16 protein-coding genes are annotated in these 17,118 nt (G+C 47.0%); 9 read left to right on the top strand and 7 right to left on the bottom strand.

Going from position 1 to position 17,118, the window contains the following annotated elements; all coding sequences use genetic code 11:
- Positions 1-142: 142 nt before the first annotated feature.
- From CWM47_RS19880 to CWM47_RS19850, 7 genes are all read left to right on the top strand, one after another.
- A complete protein-coding gene (locus CWM47_RS19880; RefSeq protein ID WP_100989951.1) occupies positions 143-838 on the top strand; it encodes a superoxide dismutase in 696 nt (231 codons plus the stop codon).
- A gap of 214 nt (positions 839-1,052) precedes the next feature.
- Positions 1,053-2,009 carry an isopenicillin N synthase family dioxygenase gene (locus CWM47_RS19875; RefSeq protein WP_100989950.1) on the top strand — a complete coding sequence of 319 codons (957 nt, stop codon included), beginning with the start codon at positions 1,053-1,055 and terminating at the stop codon, positions 2,007-2,009.
- Between the two features lie 84 nt (positions 2,010-2,093).
- The gene (gene chrA / locus CWM47_RS19870; RefSeq protein WP_100989949.1) at positions 2,094-3,296 is read left to right on the top strand and encodes a chromate efflux transporter; all 1,203 of its coding nucleotides are present in this window, start codon (positions 2,094-2,096) and stop codon (positions 3,294-3,296) included.
- A gap of 76 nt (positions 3,297-3,372) precedes the next feature.
- The gene (locus CWM47_RS19865; protein ID WP_100989948.1) at positions 3,373-4,416 is read left to right on the top strand and encodes a cupin domain-containing protein; all 1,044 of its coding nucleotides are present in this window, start codon (positions 3,373-3,375) and stop codon (positions 4,414-4,416) included.
- Positions 4,417-4,429: 13 nt separating this feature from the next.
- On the top strand, positions 4,430-5,251 hold the full coding sequence (locus CWM47_RS19860; protein WP_100989947.1) for an alpha/beta hydrolase: 822 nt from the start codon (positions 4,430-4,432) through the stop codon (positions 5,249-5,251).
- A gap of 84 nt (positions 5,252-5,335) precedes the next feature.
- Positions 5,336-5,794 (top strand): hypothetical protein, encoded by a 459-nt coding sequence (locus tag CWM47_RS19855; protein ID WP_100989946.1) that lies wholly within the window; start codon positions 5,336-5,338, stop codon positions 5,792-5,794.
- Positions 5,795-5,814: 20 nt separating this feature from the next.
- Entirely contained in the window at positions 5,815-6,291 is a 477-nt protein-coding gene (locus tag CWM47_RS19850) for an FKBP-type peptidyl-prolyl cis-trans isomerase (protein WP_100989945.1), read from the top strand.
- Between the two features lie 72 nt (positions 6,292-6,363).
- On the opposite strand, the gene CWM47_RS19845 is transcribed toward CWM47_RS19850, so the two are convergent.
- The 3 genes from CWM47_RS19845 to CWM47_RS19835 form a co-directional block, all read right to left on the bottom strand.
- Positions 6,364-8,262 carry an AAA domain-containing protein gene (locus CWM47_RS19845; protein ID WP_100989944.1) on the bottom strand — a complete coding sequence of 633 codons (1,899 nt, stop codon included), beginning with the start codon at positions 8,260-8,262 and terminating at the stop codon, positions 6,364-6,366.
- Positions 8,263-8,291: 29 nt separating this feature from the next.
- Positions 8,292-10,082: an AMP-dependent synthetase/ligase gene (locus CWM47_RS19840; protein WP_100989943.1), complete on the bottom strand. Its 1,791-nt coding sequence runs from the start codon at positions 10,080-10,082 to the stop codon at positions 8,292-8,294.
- Positions 10,083-10,148: 66 nt separating this feature from the next.
- Positions 10,149-11,087, bottom strand: a complete 939-nt coding sequence (locus CWM47_RS19835; RefSeq protein ID WP_100989942.1) for a dienelactone hydrolase family protein — start codon at positions 11,085-11,087, stop codon at positions 10,149-10,151.
- Positions 11,088-11,380: 293 nt separating this feature from the next.
- Here CWM47_RS19835 and CWM47_RS19825 point away from each other — a divergent pair, with 293 nt between their 5' ends.
- Together CWM47_RS19825 and CWM47_RS19820 are read left to right on the top strand one after the other, a co-directional pair.
- Positions 11,381-12,088, top strand: coding sequence for a hypothetical protein (locus CWM47_RS19825; RefSeq protein WP_100989940.1), 708 nt, complete (start codon positions 11,381-11,383; stop codon positions 12,086-12,088).
- Positions 12,089-12,238: 150 nt separating this feature from the next.
- The gene (locus CWM47_RS19820; protein WP_100989939.1) at positions 12,239-12,562 is read left to right on the top strand and encodes a hypothetical protein; all 324 of its coding nucleotides are present in this window, start codon (positions 12,239-12,241) and stop codon (positions 12,560-12,562) included.
- A 30-nt stretch (positions 12,563-12,592) separates the two neighbouring features.
- Here CWM47_RS19820 and CWM47_RS19815 read toward each other — a convergent pair whose 3' ends face one another.
- From CWM47_RS19815 to CWM47_RS19800, 4 genes are all read right to left on the bottom strand, one after another.
- Positions 12,593-13,516: a PhzF family phenazine biosynthesis protein gene (locus CWM47_RS19815; RefSeq protein WP_100989938.1), complete on the bottom strand. Its 924-nt coding sequence runs from the start codon at positions 13,514-13,516 to the stop codon at positions 12,593-12,595.
- A gap of 196 nt (positions 13,517-13,712) precedes the next feature.
- On the bottom strand, positions 13,713-15,083 hold the full coding sequence (locus tag CWM47_RS19810; RefSeq protein ID WP_100993965.1) for an AAA family ATPase: 1,371 nt from the start codon (positions 15,081-15,083) through the stop codon (positions 13,713-13,715).
- A 66-nt stretch (positions 15,084-15,149) separates the two neighbouring features.
- The gene (locus CWM47_RS19805; RefSeq protein ID WP_100989937.1) at positions 15,150-16,232 is read right to left on the bottom strand and encodes a hypothetical protein; all 1,083 of its coding nucleotides are present in this window, start codon (positions 16,230-16,232) and stop codon (positions 15,150-15,152) included.
- An 81-nt stretch (positions 16,233-16,313) separates the two neighbouring features.
- Positions 16,314-17,051 (bottom strand): hypothetical protein, encoded by a 738-nt coding sequence (locus CWM47_RS19800; RefSeq protein WP_100989936.1) that lies wholly within the window; start codon positions 17,049-17,051, stop codon positions 16,314-16,316.
- Positions 17,052-17,118 lie beyond the last annotated feature (67 nt).

Genomic DNA, 17,118 nt, shown 5'->3' with positions numbered 1-17,118 from the left:
CAAGATGCTGTCTGATACAAAAAACTCGTTTCTTTGCGTCTGTGACCTTTAGTTTGTTGAACATTCGTCCATTTGTGGGGTTTTGTTTACTAACTATTTAGGTTGTAGACGCATTTTTATTTCCGTACTAACCAACATTCGCATGAATCGCTCCGAATTTTTGAAATTGGCCTTTGGTGCATCGGCCGGTTTGGTGGCTTTCCAATCATTCGGTTTTGGGCTTTCTCAAGCCGAAGGGCCCTTTAAGCTGGCCCCTTTACCCTACGATGCTGGTGCCCTGGAACCCCACATCGACAAAATGACGATGGAAATTCACCACGACAAACACCACAAAGCCTATGTTGATAATCTCAACAAAGCAGTTGCGGGCACCGACATGGCGAAAATGGACATCGAGGCCTTAGTGAAAAGCGTTAGCAGCACAACACCTCCGGCTGTTCGGAACAACGCAGGTGGCCATTGGAACCACACATTCTTCTGGAATATCATGGGACCAAATGCGGGTGGTGCACCAAAGGGCGCACTGGCCGACGCTATCAATAAAAAATATACGTCGTTCGATAACTTCAAAACCGAATGGGGTAAGGCCGCCACGGGTCGCTTTGGCTCAGGTTGGGTGTGGCTGATCAAAAATGGCAACGACGTCGAAATCGTCTCGACGCCTAATCAGGACAATCCATTAATGGCTCTTGCCGAGAAAAAAGGAACGCCTGTTCTGGGACTCGACGTGTGGGAACACGCTTATTATTTGAAATACCAAAACCGTCGGCCCGAGTATGTTACGGCATTCTGGAACGTGGTTGACTGGACTAAAGTCGGCAAAAATTTCGGAGCGTAAGGGTAATGAATATATGTAGAGACGCAACCGCATCGGCGGCCCGGCCTTACGTCTCCTTTGCGTCAGCAACCTTTTTTCGTATCCTGTACCAGATAGATACAAATTGCTGACGCGAAGGAGACGTAAGGGCCGGGCCGCCGATGCGGTTACGTCTCTATGTTTACAACCGACAGATTTCGCAATATTTTGTATTTTTGTGAAAATCGTTTAGTCCATGGTAGAAGAAGAGTTATATGATGAAATACCGTCATTGGATTTGGCGGATTTCACATCGGGTGATCCCGAGCTAAAAGCGAATTTTGTTCAGAATTTAGGCCGGGCATTTAATCAAATTGGTTTTGTGGCTATTCGTAACCACGGATTAACCAGCGAGTTAACAAAAAAGCTATATGACTCGGCGAAGGGTTTTTTCTCATCGCCTGATGCCTTGAAACAAAAATACGAGCACCCTGAATTAAGCGGCCAGCGGGGCTATATTGGTAAGGGAAAAGAAACCGCCAAAGGATTTAAAGTTGCTGATTTAAAAGAGTTTTATCACATTGGTCAACCGGAACCGGAAGGTGAAATGCCTGCCAATGTGTTGCCGGAGGAATTTCCGGCGTTTAGTCAATCGACCGTTACGGCCTACCGCACACTCGAAAGTGCAGGTAAGCAACTCCTGCGGGCCATTGCCCTATATCTCGAACTTCCCGAAAATTATTTTGACGATAAAGTAAAAAACGGAGATAGTATCCTTCGGGCATTACATTACTTCCCACTTGATCCTGATACAACGCCGGATGGTGCCGTAAGGGCAGCTCCACACGGAGACATTAACCTGATTACGCTGTTGATGGGCGCATCGGCCGATGGACTTGAAGTGCTTCGTCGCGATGGCAAGTGGATTGGTATTACGGCCCTGCCCGATCAGGTTGTCGTGAACGTTGGTGATATGCTCGACCGGTTGACGAATCACAAACTCAAGTCGACTATACATCAGGTGGTAAACCCCCCGCGCGAAAAAATGAATCAGTCTCGGTATTCGATTCCGTTCTTTATGCACCCTCGCTCGGATATGGATCTGACGAGTCTGGAAAGTTGTATTGATACGCAAAATCCGAAGATATACGTGGATATGACGGCTGGCGAATTTTTGAACGAACGGCTAATTGAGCTTGGTCTCAAAAAATAGCCTTCCTTGTTAATAGGTGGTGATTGATCGTCATGCCTTTCAGACCCGAAAATAACGATCAACCACCACTGACAACCCATCCGTATGCTGCCTTACCTGTCCACTGCCCAGCCCGTACGCCGAATTCGTTACATCATCTTTCTGAAAGATGTGCTTATTCTGGCGCTAACGACGTTTGGCGGGCCGCAGGTGCATCTGGCCATGTTTTATGATCGGTTTGTTCAGAAACGTCGATACCTTACCGAAGAAGAATTGCTGGAGTTGAATGCTTTAGGGCAGGTTTTGCCGGGTCCAACCTCGACTCAGACAATTACGGCCATTGGGTTTAAAATTGGTGGCCCTAACCTCGCTTATATCACCCTATTGATTTGGGTATTGCCCGCAGTTAGCCTAATGACTGCCGCCGGGATGGGTATTTATTATATCGAACAACAAAAGCTGTCGCTGCAATTTGCCCGATTTATTCAGCCCATGGCCGTTGGGTTTATGGTAGTAGCTGGGTATCGAATTGGCCAGAAAGTTATCAAGAATAAAGTTAGCCTGGCTTTAGCGCTTACGGCAGCGATTGTGGCTTATATGTTTCGGTCGCCGGTGATGACACCCATTGTATTGCTGGTCGGGGGCCTCACTACGGCGCTCACTTACAAACAACAGGAACGAATGACAAAGAAGCCCCTGCATGTGCAGTGGGCTAATTTTTTTTTATGGTTTGGCGTATTCATCGGAGCGGCCACACTGGGTGCTTACACGCAGTTACTACCGGTTCGGTTATTTGAGAATTTTTACCGGAATGGTAGTTTTGTTTTTGGTGGCGGGCAGGTGCTAACCCCCTTGCTCTACAACGAGTTTGTCGCCTTTAAACACTACCTGACCCGCGAGGAGTTTTTGTCGGGACTGGGGTTGGTCCAAGCCGTTCCGGGGCCTGTCTTTGCCTTTGCATCGTATATCGGGGCCTTATCCATGCGCGATTCCGGGCTTGGTGGTCAATTTTGGGGCAGTTTCATTTCGACTGCCGGAATTTTCCTGCCCGGTACGTTCTTTATTTTCTTTGTCTATCGGTTCTGGGAGCAGCTAAAACGTTACCGCGTGGTGCGGGCGTCGCTGGAAGGCATCAATGCGGCCAGCACGGGCTTAACGGCGGCTGCAGCCATAGCCCTGTTTGAACCAATGGCACCCCACTGGCCGTCGGTTGTAGTTGTGATGGTCACAATTGGGGTTCTCCTATACACCAAGATTCCTCCTTACGTATTGATTATCGTTGGCTTGGTGGCAGGAATTGTATTGTGATATGGCGAATGATTCTGTTTCACTATCTTAGCCAATTAGATACCTTATCCTGTAACCTTGTACCAGTCGAATCAGTATGAATACAACACATCCACCGGCTTATTTATTAAGATCCGGCGAAGGCCAAAACGTGCGTTTTAACGGGGCCGACATTTCCCTTATTAACTCTCGTGACCAATCGGGAGGGTTAATGGAGATCGTTGAGGTGCTGGCACCGCAAGGGTTTAAACTACCCGCTCATACGCATACAAAAACGCATAAAAGCCTTTTTGTGCTGTCGGGCGAACTCCTGTTGTCTTTTTCTGAAAAAACATACCACCTGAAAGAAGGCGATTTTGGCCATATACCCAAAGGGGTTGCTCATCAGATTGAGTGTGTGGTCCCAGCAACAAAGACGTTATATTTTTCGGGAGCGGGTGGCTTAAACTCCTTGTTTGCCGAATTAGCACAAAACGAAAAGGCGGGCAAAAGCGACCTTTATGCCGTTTCGTCAACCGTAGATTTTCAGTTGGTTGACGGGTTTTTGCCTGTACTCCCAGCCGTAGAAGTAACTAATCTGGAGCGCCCTGATGGATGCCAGCCCTACGCGATTGCGAAAGGGGGTGGAGAGCATTTGATCGTGGAAGATCAATTGCAAACCTTTATGGTTAGACAAAATAATACCGATGGACAGTATCTGTTCGTTCTGACCGAAGGCCCCAAAGGAGGAGCAATTATCCAGCATTATCACAAACTTCATTCCGAATGTTTTTACTCGCTGGAAGGGAACATGACCATGTGGAATGATGGGAAGATCGTACCGCTAAATCCCGGCGATTTTTTGTTTGTACCGGCCTATACAAAACATACATACCGGCTGGAAAGTCCGTATACCAAGTTTATCGGGATGTTAAGTCCAGGCGTATTTGAGCCCTTTTTCGATGCTTTATGTACGCCCTACCCGGAGCATACCCTACCTGAAAAACCCGGTCCCGCCCGCTTCGACCGGGTTTTGAAGAATTATGGAAAGCTGGATTTGTACTTTGTGTCGCCCCCTCCCGATAATTCCATGAATCCAGTTCAGGCTACTATGGTCCGGTTTTCCTTTTGGCTGGCCGGTATACTCGCATCCAAAAAGTAACGCCTGGATATTAATGGAAAATCAGTCGTACATACTTCATAAAGACCTTTCCTACCTTCCGGGTGGTCATGAGCGTCAGCATCTCGATTTATATCTGCCCCGACATGGGAACCAATTTCCTCTTATTATCTGGTTTCACGGGGGCGGCTTTATGCGGGGAACTAAAGATCCAAGCCCCAGGAATCAGATTCCACTGGACTATCTTGAAAAAGGCTTTGCGGTGGCAGCTGTAGGCTATCGCCTGAGCCACGAAGCTTTATTTCCGGGAGCTGTTCATGATGCGAAAGCGGCCGTTGGCTGGCTGAGACAGCATGCTGAGGAATATCAGTTAGATGCAAATCGCTTTGTAGCCTGGGGGCACTCAGCTGGCGGTTATTTAAGTACAATGGTTGGTCTTACGGGCTGGAGCGGGCAGTTGCTGGGTGTAGACTATACGCCGTTTCAATCCCGGGTGTCGGGGGTGATCAGTGAATCCAGCCCAATCAATTTCCTGAGTATGGACGACCAGAAACTAGATGATGGTTTAACTCACAATGTCGCTGACTCGTCCGAGTCCCTATTTATGGGTAACCCCATTCAGGCCATACCGGAACTGGTTACAACCTCGAATCCCGTACAATATCTGAATAGTGCTTACGTGCCCCGCTTTCTGGTATTTCACGGAGACCAGGACAAGCATGTTCCATACCAGCAAAGTATGGAACTGGTTGAAGCCCTGACCAACGCCGGTGCATCCGTTGACTGGCACCTGCTGCCAGATGTAGGTCACTTTGATATTAACCGGGAGCAATATGAGCCTCTGATCGATGCTTTTTTGGTCAATCATAGAAGCTGAAAAAAGGATTTCCCCGATCAAAAAATCATCGATATGGTCACTACTGAATAAATTAATCTTGGGCGGTCACCGCCTATCCGGGAAATGGAAAAATTTACAAAACGAAATGCCATTACGGCAACGGTTTTAAACCTGATTATAAACATACTAGCGCCGTTTATTATTTTTCATCAGTATGAAGCCATCAACTTAAAAGGTACCAATCCGACTGTGGTGGATCTGTTAATACCTACAGTGATGATTTCGGTTTTCGCAACAACGATGGCCACGTTTGTTACAATGACTAAACAACGTATGGCTCGTAAGCTGGAGCCATCACTTAATGCAACGACAAACTGGTTTCTGACGGCTCTTTTTACGGCACTAGCTTTGGGGTTTGCTTTTGCCGGTTTAGCGTACCTGTTCATTAAAGTAATTCAATTGTCACAACCCAATTTTAAGTTGACGAAACCAGTTGCGCTGGTTTTGTCTGGCCTGGTTGGTTCACTTGTTGCTCTTGGTACTTCATTTATTGCGGTAAACCGAGCTAGACTTATATTGTAAAAGCACCTTGTTTTCGAAAAATGAAAAACTATTCATTTGCGCTTCTATTTTTAATACTCATCGCGAGCGGTTGCCAACAGGCCGATCAAGGCCCCTGCACCGAGCCAGTTGTTTCGATAAAGGCACATTATGAGGATATCACCACACTGAAACAGTATATAGACTCCAGTCATATTGCCGCTAAATTTGATGAGCGTGGGTTTTATTATACCATCGATGCTCCCGGCTCAGGGAAAAAACCAGATGCGTGTGCAAACGTGACCGTTAATTACAGCGGCAAACTCACCAATGGAAAAACGTTCGATAGTGCTTCAGGCATCAGCTTTTACTTGAACCAACTCATTTTAGGCTGGCAGGAGGGAATCCCCCTGGTGGGACCGGGTGGTAGCATCACGCTCTATCTACCGCCAAGTCTGGCCTATGGTTCGCAGGATCAGAACGATATTCCGGGTAATTCAATTCTGGTGTTTAAGATTGACTTGGTTAAGATTAATTAGTTGTACCCATGGGCTTTAGCCCGTGCTCTTTATTGCATAGAACACGGGCTAAAGCCCATGGGTACAACTAACTCATATCCACTCCCACGCACTCTGGTAGGCATTGAGGTTTTCGGCGTAGGTGATGAAATCGGCATAAAAGGGAAGGCCCGCCAATGTGGCACTATCGCCCACAATCACCAGTTTTTTACGGGCGCGGGTCATGGCTACGTTCATTCGGCGCACGTCTGACAGGAAGCCAATCTCCCCCTGGTCGTTACTGCGAGTCATGGAAATGTACACAATGTCGCGTTCCTGCCCCTGAAAACTATCAATTGTGTTGACCGCTATTTTATGTCGGTATGGCTGTAGTTCGGGGGTGTGTTGCAGTTGTTCATTCAGTATGTTTAGCTGTTGCTTGTAAGGCGATATGATGGCAATACTTGGAAAGTTCTCCGGCGTGTAATGTGGGCCTAGTTCAAGGGTCATCTGGGTTAAATGCTTCATTAACAGGGCGGCCTCTTCCGGGTTTGTTGAGCTTGTGCCTTCCAGTTTCTCGTTAAATCCGCAACCCGCCGTGTCGATAAAGACGAGGGAACTATCGCCCGGAAACAGCGCATGAGCCGCCACAGACGAATGCGCCCGCAACCGATTGTCGTAAAACACCTGCGATGAGTAGCCCATGATGTGCTCATGCATCCGATATTGTTCTTCGAGCAGGGTTACGGCTTCGGGGTGAAGGGTCACGCACTTTTCCAGCAGGGTAGTACTCAGCCCCTTTCGGGCCGCTTCGGTCGACTTAATAGTGGGCGATAACTGACAATGGTCACCGGCCAGTACTAATTTCTGCGCTTTCAGAATAGGTATCCAGCAGGCAGGTTCCAAGGCTTGCCCAGCTTCGTCGATGACGACCGTATGAAAGGTAAGATTACGAATCATGTACTGGTTGGAACCGACAAGTGTTGCCGTAATAACCTGCGCTTTCGCTACCAGATCATCAATGATGTATTGTTCGGTATTACCCACATCTTTCATGATCCGATGGGCCTCATCGAAGAGAGCTTTTCGCTGGTCACGTTCGGCTTTTCCAAAACTGCGCTTGTATTTATGCGCCATGTTTTTGAACTCATTCGCCTGTTTTTTTAGCTTCTTAGCCTCTTTCATCAGGCTGTGATCGGCCATTTTATGATCCAGCGTGAGCGCCATCAACCGCTCGGATACACGGGCCGGATTACCCACCCGGAGCACATTCAAACCTTCCTCATGTAGTTTTTCGCTCAACAGGTCGACTGCCGTATTGCTGGGCGCAACAACCAGTATTTTCTTGTGGTCCTGCTTAATCAGCGCCTTAATGGCTTGGACTAAAGTAGTGGTTTTGCCGGTTCCGGGAGGGCCATGAACAATAGCCAGTTCATTGGCAACCAGAATCTTTTCGACGGCCCGAAGCTGGCTGTCGTTCAACCGGGGAATATTGGTTTTTGGCGTTTCTGGATGAAAGGTAGGGGAGGTCTCACCCGTGAGGATGTTCACCAGTCGGTTTTTTGGATCCTGGCTGAGTGTATTCGCCGTTTTGAGGGCGTCCTGCATCTCGTCATAACTCTTGTCGTCAAAGAGAATTTCGACACCTAATTTGCCATCACTCGACCACTCGGGAAGCTCGTCGGTAAGCAGGGTGATCTTAAGCCGATTCCCACTCTGGTAGGATATCGTGCCTTCGACCCGGTCTTTTTTAGGGTCGTGGTTGCTGAAAAACAATGCGGGCATCCCCGACCGTAACTGGTGTGTTATATCCTGGTGCGTGGTACGTTCCACCTCCACCGTTACATAATCGCCCCGGCTCATTTCTGATCCTCTAATGGCGATAGGATACCAGGTTAGTCCATTGGCCCGCCGTTCGGCAATGGAAGTGGTTTCTGTGAGTCGTCGGTACTGATTACGGTCTTCTTCTCGTTCAGCTTTTAGTAAGTCGAGCAGGTTTTTAAAATAATCCATCCACAAAGGTAGCCAATAAGTAGGGCCGCCTAACTCGAATAGATACCAGTGATCTGGTCTTTATATTTTTCCCGAATCACTTTTCGCTTCAACTTGAGCGTTGGTGTCAGTTCGCCTTTCTCAATCGTCCACTCGTTGGGTAACAGGGCAAACTTTTTCACCTGCTCGACGTGATTGAAAAACGCGTTATAATGGTCGATTTCTTTGGTGAAAAGTGCCAGAATGGACTCGTCGGCAATAACCGTGGCATTGTCGGGATAGGCTTTCCCCTGATGCGTGTACCATTCCTGGAGTGCCTGAAAAGCGGGTACAATCAGGGCACCCACAAACTTTTCGCCTTCGCCCACCACCATAATCTGCTCAATCCAGCGGCTCTCAACCATCTTGTTTTCGATGGGCTGGGGCGCTACATATTTGCCACCACTGGTTTTGAATAGCTCTTTTTTGCGGTCGGTGATTTTCAGGAATTTGCCATCCACCAATGTCCCGATGTCGCCCGTATGCAACCAGCCGTCGATGACAGTTTCCGCGGTTAGATCGGGCCGTTTGTAGTAGCCCATCATGACGTTGGGGCCTTTACAAAGTATTTCGCCATCGTCGGCAAACGCCACCTGAACATCGTTGAGAGGTGGCCCTACCGTGCCGAACATCCGGTTTGCGTCGCTGTGCCGGTTTCCGCTGATGATAGGCGACGCTTCTGTCAGGCCATAGCCTTCCATAACAACAAGCTGAGCTGCGCCGAAGATTTTAAGCAAGCGCACCTGACAGGCTGCCGCCCCCGTTATAATGGCGCGGATTTGACCGCCCAACGCATCCCGCCATTTGCTGAAAACGAGTCGATTGGCCACGGCCAACTGAAGTTTGTAACTTATTGATTGGGGTGCGTTGAGGTCAAAACGTTCGCCCAGTTTTAGCGCCCAGAAGAACAACCGTCGTTTTATGCCAGTCAGCTCAGAACCTTTGGCGATGATGCCTTCATACACTTTTTCGAGTAAGCGGGGCACTGTAGTAAAGAGCGTCGGTTGAACGTCGCGGAGGTTTTCGCCTATCGTGTCCATACTCTCGGCGTAGTAGATAGAGGTTCCGCAGTAAAAATAACAATAGGTAGCCATACGCTCGAACGCGTGGTTCAGCGGCAAAAAACTAAGTGCTCGTTTACCCTGAATCCCGACTTCCTTGAGCAAAAGGGAACTACTAAATACGTTGCTGAGCAGGTTATGATGCGACAGCATAACTCCCTTTGGTGTTCCTGTTGTGCCAGAGGTGTACAGGATAGTTGCCAGATCATTGGGCGTTATTGCCCGTCGTTGCTGAGTAAGTTGAGCCTGAACCACCGGGGTATAGTCAACGAGTAACTCCCGCCAATGTTGAGTGGTTGGTACCTGGTCGAAGGTGAAAAGGTTTTTTAAGTCGGGCAATTCACGTTGAATGGCAGCTACTTTTTTTGCCAGGGTTTCATCGCCGATAAAGATCAGTTTAACGGCTGCATCCTGTAAAATGAATTGCAGTTCTGTCGGATTTATCGTTGGGTAGATGGGCACAGAAACGGCGCCAATCTGTTGGATCGCCATATCCACCAGCATCCACTCGGGCCTATTAGCACTCAAAATGGCAATTTTATCCCGGCCTTCGTCGGTTCGATCACCTTCGTTTAGTCCTAGCGCAAGCAAGCCAGCACTTAGCTGATCAACCAGTTTGCTAACTTCCTGCGTACTATATTTTCGCCATTGATTGGCTTCCCGTGCGCAGAGCATATCATCTAGCGGGAAGTTTTGTAATTGGTACGTCAGGCACTCAAATAACAGATTCGGTTCGTTCATCGAAACCCAGATTTATTCATCGTTTTCAGTTATAACGATTTTCCGGCAAGTAAGGATTTTATCTGGTTAAAGCCATTTTCTATAAAATGCCATTATATCGGTCCGCATGGCTTCTGTTTCCCGATGACCAACATCGTAAATCCGTAACTGCCAGGCATCTGGCGCTCCATCTTTTTTGTAGATTTCTTTTAATGCCTGATCAATTTTTGTGAGTCCGGGCAAAGGTGTTAATGGATCAAACCGGCCCGCTAAACCAAAATGAGGGCGAGGGGAAATAAGACCGTTAATTTGTGAGGTGGTAAAGTGGTTCAATAAGTCGGGCACATAATAGTAGATACCATGTAAGTCAAGTCCTTTGGTCTTAATAAGTTCTTGATAATCAGTCAGGCAGCAAAGGTCAACGCATATCTTGATCCGTTCGTCCAGAGCAGCCAGCCACCACGCCATCGTACTTCCCATCGACATACCCATAGTAGCTATCCGTTTAGTGTCGACATCGGATCGGGTTTCCAGGTAGTCCAGCGCCCGCAAATTGTCGTAGACCATCATGCCCCAAAGTACTTGTCCATGCCAGATCATGTCTTTAAACGTATCTGTTTCCTTTCGTTCCTGCCGTTCGCCGAAGCACCAACTGTCTATGCATAAGCCAGCATAACCCGCTCGGGCCAACGCCAGCGCATAGGGTGGTTTCTGCATTTCGGGCCTTCCTCGTACAAACTCTTCTTTTCCTACTTCGTATTGCCCGAAATGCGAGTGATTGAACAAAACGACAGGTAGTTTGCCGGATTTATTTTTAGGCTTTGTGAAGTAGGCCGGAACCCGCTCCAACCCATTGATATCTAAAAGGAGTTTTTCGATGATCAACTCATCGGTTTCCTGAGTGGAAACTATTTCAACCGCTATCGGTCGATGTCGATCAGGCAATTTCCCTAATAACTGATACAGCTCCTGTCGTTGTTTTTTCTTACTATCGACTGCTGATGCCTGCGAACGTTGAGTAGCCATGAGTGTGGGTGTTGGAGCTAAGATCGGCTTGGGGGTTAGCCCGTTCGGACCTGATAAGGCTGTGGTTGTCAAGGCAAGAGAGAGTATCCACAATTTGTTGAACATACGTTTGGTGTCTGCTTTTAGTAGGACCAAGGATATGAAACAAACTGAAATTTTAATAAAAATTACTCTTCTCGCGAATGCCTTGCTTCAGAGAAACTATAGACTCACATCTACTTCTCCTGTTTAGTCAGTTGTATGGTTTTATTGAATTTTTTAATGGAACTTAGGCAGCTATTAAAATCAAGCCAATGAAACTATACGCACTTATATTGATTATTTGTACGGGTATATTTGACCGTTCACTGGCTCAGGAAAGCCAATATTATAGGCTGAAAGGGGGCAGTGATCCCAATAAAGCAATGCCTGTTGCAAAAAGATATCAGTACCCTGCATTTGCACGCGGGAAGCTGCATTTTAAAAACGGAAGTTTCTCAGAGGCTGTATTCAACTATAATCTTTTGCTGGGTGAAATGCACTTTGTTAGTCCAAAGGGTGATACATTGGCCCTCTCCGAAGATCCAACAATTGAATTGGTTAGTATTGGACAGGATGTATTTTATTACGAATACCCCAAAACGTTCTGGCGCCTTCTTGGTAGTTATTCATCCGTTAAATTAGTGAGTAAACAACGACTGGCTTTAATTGACACCGAAAAACAAGGTGGCTATGGGCAATCTTCGGGCACATCCTCAATCCGGAATACGACAATGTTAAGCAATAGTAATGGGTCATTGGCAAAACTTAATGCACAGTCTGATCTGGTATTATCAAAACGAGTTGACTACGGAATTATGGATCAGAATAATCGGTTTTATGTACCCAAACAAGGAAGTATTCTTGGTTTATTTCCTTTGAAAAAACAAGCTATTAAAACGTATTTGAAAGAAAACGCGATCAATTTCAACGAGGAGGCAGATTTGCAAAAGTTGCTTGCTTTTTGTGTTGAATCCCCTTAGTTAGTTGATGAAAGTTGAATTATTTTTCCTGAATAGGCTAACACTACCTGCCTTACTGAGTTGTCAATTGTATACAACAGTCTAAAACAAGCGCGAAAATAACCAATTTGCCAAGTCGCTGTAAGTCCATTTCAGAAAAAACATACTTCCATGATCATCGAATTGTATGCAAGCCCTAAAATACAGAATCAATCAGAGCACCCTGAATCACCCATTTCCAATACGAAAGGAGAATTGCCCGACGAAGAGCCAGCGCTTGAGTTCGGCGATCTGATTGGTAGTTTTGATTCACGCGAGGAGGCTATTGCCTTTGTTCAAACCCAGGCCAACGAACGAAAACAGCAAGTGATAGACACGCAAAGTGGGCCGTATAATGCCTATACGCATGTAGAATGGCTAACCCTAACGGTTTCAAAAGAAGGTAGCCAAACAGGAAGCGTAAACTATTACCTGGTTTCTGACGAAGGATATTAACTTCAGTTGACTAAGTTTTAACGTGTAGACCTACACATACCAGGTTCCTTCTGAAATCAGTTTGATGCGCCCGCCTACATTTATCTGGAAGGTTTCGTCTATTAGGGTTCCATCAAGATAAATGTATGATTTACGGCCGAGCTGGAATCCCTGTTCAACGGTTGCTTTTATTGGGGTGCTTTCATACCGTAAAAGGTAGGCCAGGAAGCAACCATTTGCACTACCCGTCGCGGCATCTTCTGACAGTTTATTGTTTTCGATCAGCAACATTCTCGTGTTGTATGAACTGTCAGGCTCGTACCCTTCTTTCGTAAAGAAAAACAGGGACGTTGAATGGCCTGTATGGCTATTTGTTTTATACTTATTTCGAGCTAACAAAAATTCTTTAAATGGCTCGTAGGTGAGGGAAAGATTATCAATCGCGGTCAGATTTTTAAGTGGAACAATGATATAGGGAAGTCCCGTGCTTACTTCCTGAATGGGAAGGGCAGTATCAATATCTTCGAGCTTAATTCCTAGCTCCAGGGAAATCTCTTCTTTTGTGAATACATGGCCAAACTCAGGTTGCGCCTGGCGCATGAAAATAATACTTTCATCCAGGTTATCTGGCTCTAAAATGGCTATGTCAATATCAGCATGGGCCAGTGCCAGGGTTAATTCTTTTGGAGGGTCGGGAAGTATAAATTTTGAAATGATATAGCTCGTTCCCAGCGAAGGATGCCCCGCAAAGGGGACTTCATGTTCGGGCGTAAATATGCGAACCACGAACCGATGATTGCCCTGAATTTCTTTTATGAATGTAGTTTCAGCAAAGTTTATTTCCAGCGAAATTTGCTGCATCTGGTTGTCCGAAAGTTGGTTGTCTACATCCAAAAAAACAGCTAGCTGATTCCCTTCATATTTAGTATTAGCAAATACATCAACGATGTAAAATTTGATTTCCTTCATTTGCATTGGCGTGGGGTTCAATCTAATTAAGTAGTTGACAAAAAATAACTATTCCAATACGCTTACCTGTCTATAAGTAATTTACCTACGTGACGATTTATAAAGGCTTCTGGCAACTTGAAAGTTAGCTGAATAAAAAACGCTCCCCATGCTTACAGGCAAAGGGGAGCGTTTTTTATTAGACTTTTTCAATGTTATAAATCTACAATTCGTCAGAAAGAAACTTTCGTATTGTTTGATGAGGGCGCAAGGGGGCCTTGCCGTTTGCTCCATTAACCGCTGGTGTGCCGGCTGGGCGAGTTTCATTCGTCCGGTTGCGATTGCCGTTCTGAAGGGTCAGCATTTCCTTGCGAAGTTGCCGCTGTTCGTCTTCGCTTAAAACTGTCCTTGTAGCTTCTCCCTGACCATACCCGTCGTTGAAATTGCTGATGCGGCTATCGGTTTGAGCAAGTTTCAATTCGGCCAGGAGTTCATTGAGTTCGGCCATGATCGTTTGACGCTGCTCTTTTAACTCGTTCAGGTCGGGTAGCAGATCGAGGTTGTGTTGTAGTACGTTCTGTTGAGTAAGTTGTTCCGCTAGCTCGGCTTCCAGGGGGGCTATTTCGTTGTTAAGACGTTTTAAACGACGGCGCAATTTCCAGAGTTTAATGTCGGCCTGCAACCACCGGAACCAAAAAGCCGAAATAACCGGCAAAGCTATGCCAAGGCAAACAGCCCCTGCCAAAGCAAACAAAATGCCGCTCAACACAAACGATAGGAGCGCCCAGGGGCTGTTTACCAGCGCCAGATTCAACTCGCTCGATTCGCTTAGTTGCTTCTCTATTTTATTGATCGTCGATGGGCTTAATACCTGCGTCGCGGCTGTTGGATCGGTGTTGAGTTGGAGCTGACGGACGGACTTGTTGATTGCCGATTTGAGCTGGTCGGTGCGGTAGGCTTCATACCGGAACCAGCCTAAAACGGCTAGGGTAATAACTGCAAATACCGCCAGAGCCATTTTAAACTGGCCATATTTGCGCCCGTTTTTCACGGGATCTTCCTGATAGGGTTTTTCGATGAGCCGGTCGTAGGCTGGTTTCAGCAGAATCGACACCATCGCCAAACCAACGGCAAACGCCCAGGCTTCGTTAGTGTTACGGATGTTAAGCGCATAAGCCACAATCTCGTGCGAGATAATCAGGTCACCGGCCAGAAACGAAATCCCGGCCACCAAAAACAGTAATCCGGCAAAGAGTGAATAATCAGGTGATGCTTTGGTTCGGCGCTCCCGTAAATTATCGCGGTCCGCTTCTAACCCCTGCCGGTCGGCTTCGCGCTGACCTACCTGTTTGGCCAACCGTTCAACCTGTAGGGTATGCGTTTGTAGCGAGGAAAAAGCCGCCCGATTCGCTTCGGTTGCTTCGGTGAGTTGCTGATTAATGGCCGCAACTTCGGTCCGTTTTTCACCAATTCGCTCCGTTAGCCAGTCGGTATTGATCTGACTTGAGAGGTAGCCTTCGTATGTTTCCCGGTTCACGCCTTCCACACCACTCGTATAGCCGTGATGAAAGTCTGGGTTGTTTGTTGGTTCCATAATCATTGATTAATGGTGAATTACGACTAATGAATCAGGATACCAATCGCGTTGTCGATTCGGTAATCAATCATAATTCATCAATAGTTTACGCTGTTGCTCAGAGAGCCGGTCGCGCAGGCTGCGGGCAAGTTCGAACTCGCTCACAAATAAGTTAACAAGTTCATCGCGTTTGGTGTTCAATCGGGTCATGTCGGTCTGCGTATGGTTGAGGCTTATGACAATGGGCCATTTCTGCATACGAATGGCATCAATTTCACGTCTCAGCCGGTCAATTTCGGTTTCCCAAACGGGTGGACTTTGCACTTTGTTCACTACCATAAGCCTATTTGACTCAATACTGGCAAGATCTGTCTGTAACCTGGTCAACGTGCTCAAAAACAGGCTACCGGCCAAAAGAAACAGGAAAAAAGTAAACGCAAATAAAGCAATTGCCTGACCTACCGACTGTGTTTCCAGGGCTTTTGCCAGAATAAAAACTGATGCCGCCAATGGTAAACCGGCTTCTGCCAGAACGCGCCGAACGGACAAACGAGTGCCTTCTTCGTAGAAGAACGATGTTCGGCCAAACAAATTGAACATGCCTGCCAAAAATACACCCAGAGCTATCAGGCGGTTTGGAAAAATGGGGCGAAGGGTTTCGTCGATCAAATAGAAATTGCAAACGCACATCCCCACTGAAAGAAGCAGACTTACGAGGGTTCGAATCAGGTTGGTTGGGGTGGGTTTGCTGTCGCGTAAATCACTGATCTGCCCGCGAAGGGTGGTTATCCGACTTTCCCGGTGCTCAATCAACAAGTTCAGTTCACCGATTTTCTCCGTGTTTTCCGTTACCAATTCGTCTAAAGAAGCCGTTTGTCCGGCGAAAAAAGCACGAATCTGATTTATTTTTCCATCAGGTCGGGCATCGGATAAACCGAACAAAACCCCTTCATCGCGAAGTGAGTTCTCATCGGCCAGCCAATCGGGTAAGGGTTCTGGTTTGTAAACCGGTGAGGTGTTTAACGTTATCAGTTCGTTCACCTGTTGCATCAGGTAAACGGGTACGGTTGGTACTGCCAACGGTGATGACGTAACCGATGCGTCAACTGAAGCAGATGAAACAGGAACAGAAGAAAACAAACGGCGGATTCGTTGGGGAAACGTCATTATGAAAATCTGACGAAAGGCGAAATATCGGGAAAGAAAGTTACCTAGTCAACGGTTAATATGAGCTGAAACGTACGTCGTTTATAGACTAAAGACACGTTGTAAGGCACTCCAGAGCCGTTTTTTTAGGTTTTGGTCGGCTTCAATGGTGGGGAGTGAGTCGGCCATCAGGAAGGTGATGCCTTCAAATCGAACCGGCGAATACCGATCCATCATAATATCGAGGTTGATACGCTCGAACGGTACCCCAAACGTAATAAAGTGATTGATGTATTTTCCCCGCAGCAACTCGGCGAAATCCATTCCCTGCACCCCGTGCAGATTCAGCAAATCGACGCCATTTACATTCAGGTTAACAGCTTTGAGGATTTTCTCCAGAAAGAGCAGGTTGCTTGGGTCTAATTCTTCATCGGCTAAAAGCAGAACTTTATGATTAAGCTGGGGTATTCGTGGTTGTTTCTGCACAGGGGGAACAATTGAGGGGGTGGTGGGGCGTGGTGGTAACTGAGGCAATAACTCGGGTGCAGCCACAACAAGGGCTGGCTCAGGTGCAAGCGTTATTAACTCCTCAGGTACAACCGTTATCAACTCTGCAACCGGGGCATCTGTCAACAGGATATCTACCGAAAGTGCGGGTGTAATAGCCGACAGTTTATCCAGTTCAGAAAGTAAATCAGGTGTGTCAATAGTCACCCCTGAGACCTGTTCTTCTACAGGCTCCTCGATAACTGACTGAGCCGTTGGCTCCCATGATTCGCCAGCTACCCGGAAAAGCGTGTCGGTTTGATAGACGGTTTGGTAAAAATTTTTTACGGACATAACTGGCAGAACAACTCCGGTTCAATTTGTCAAAAATAGGCAAAAAAGCCGCCCCTACCTGTATGGA

The organism is Spirosoma pollinicola (assembly GCF_002831565.1).
Taxonomy (GTDB): domain Bacteria; phylum Bacteroidota; class Bacteroidia; order Cytophagales; family Spirosomataceae; genus Spirosoma; species Spirosoma pollinicola.
The sequence above is the reverse complement of the archived record's forward strand: the minus strand, read 5'-3'. Positions and strand labels throughout refer to the sequence as shown.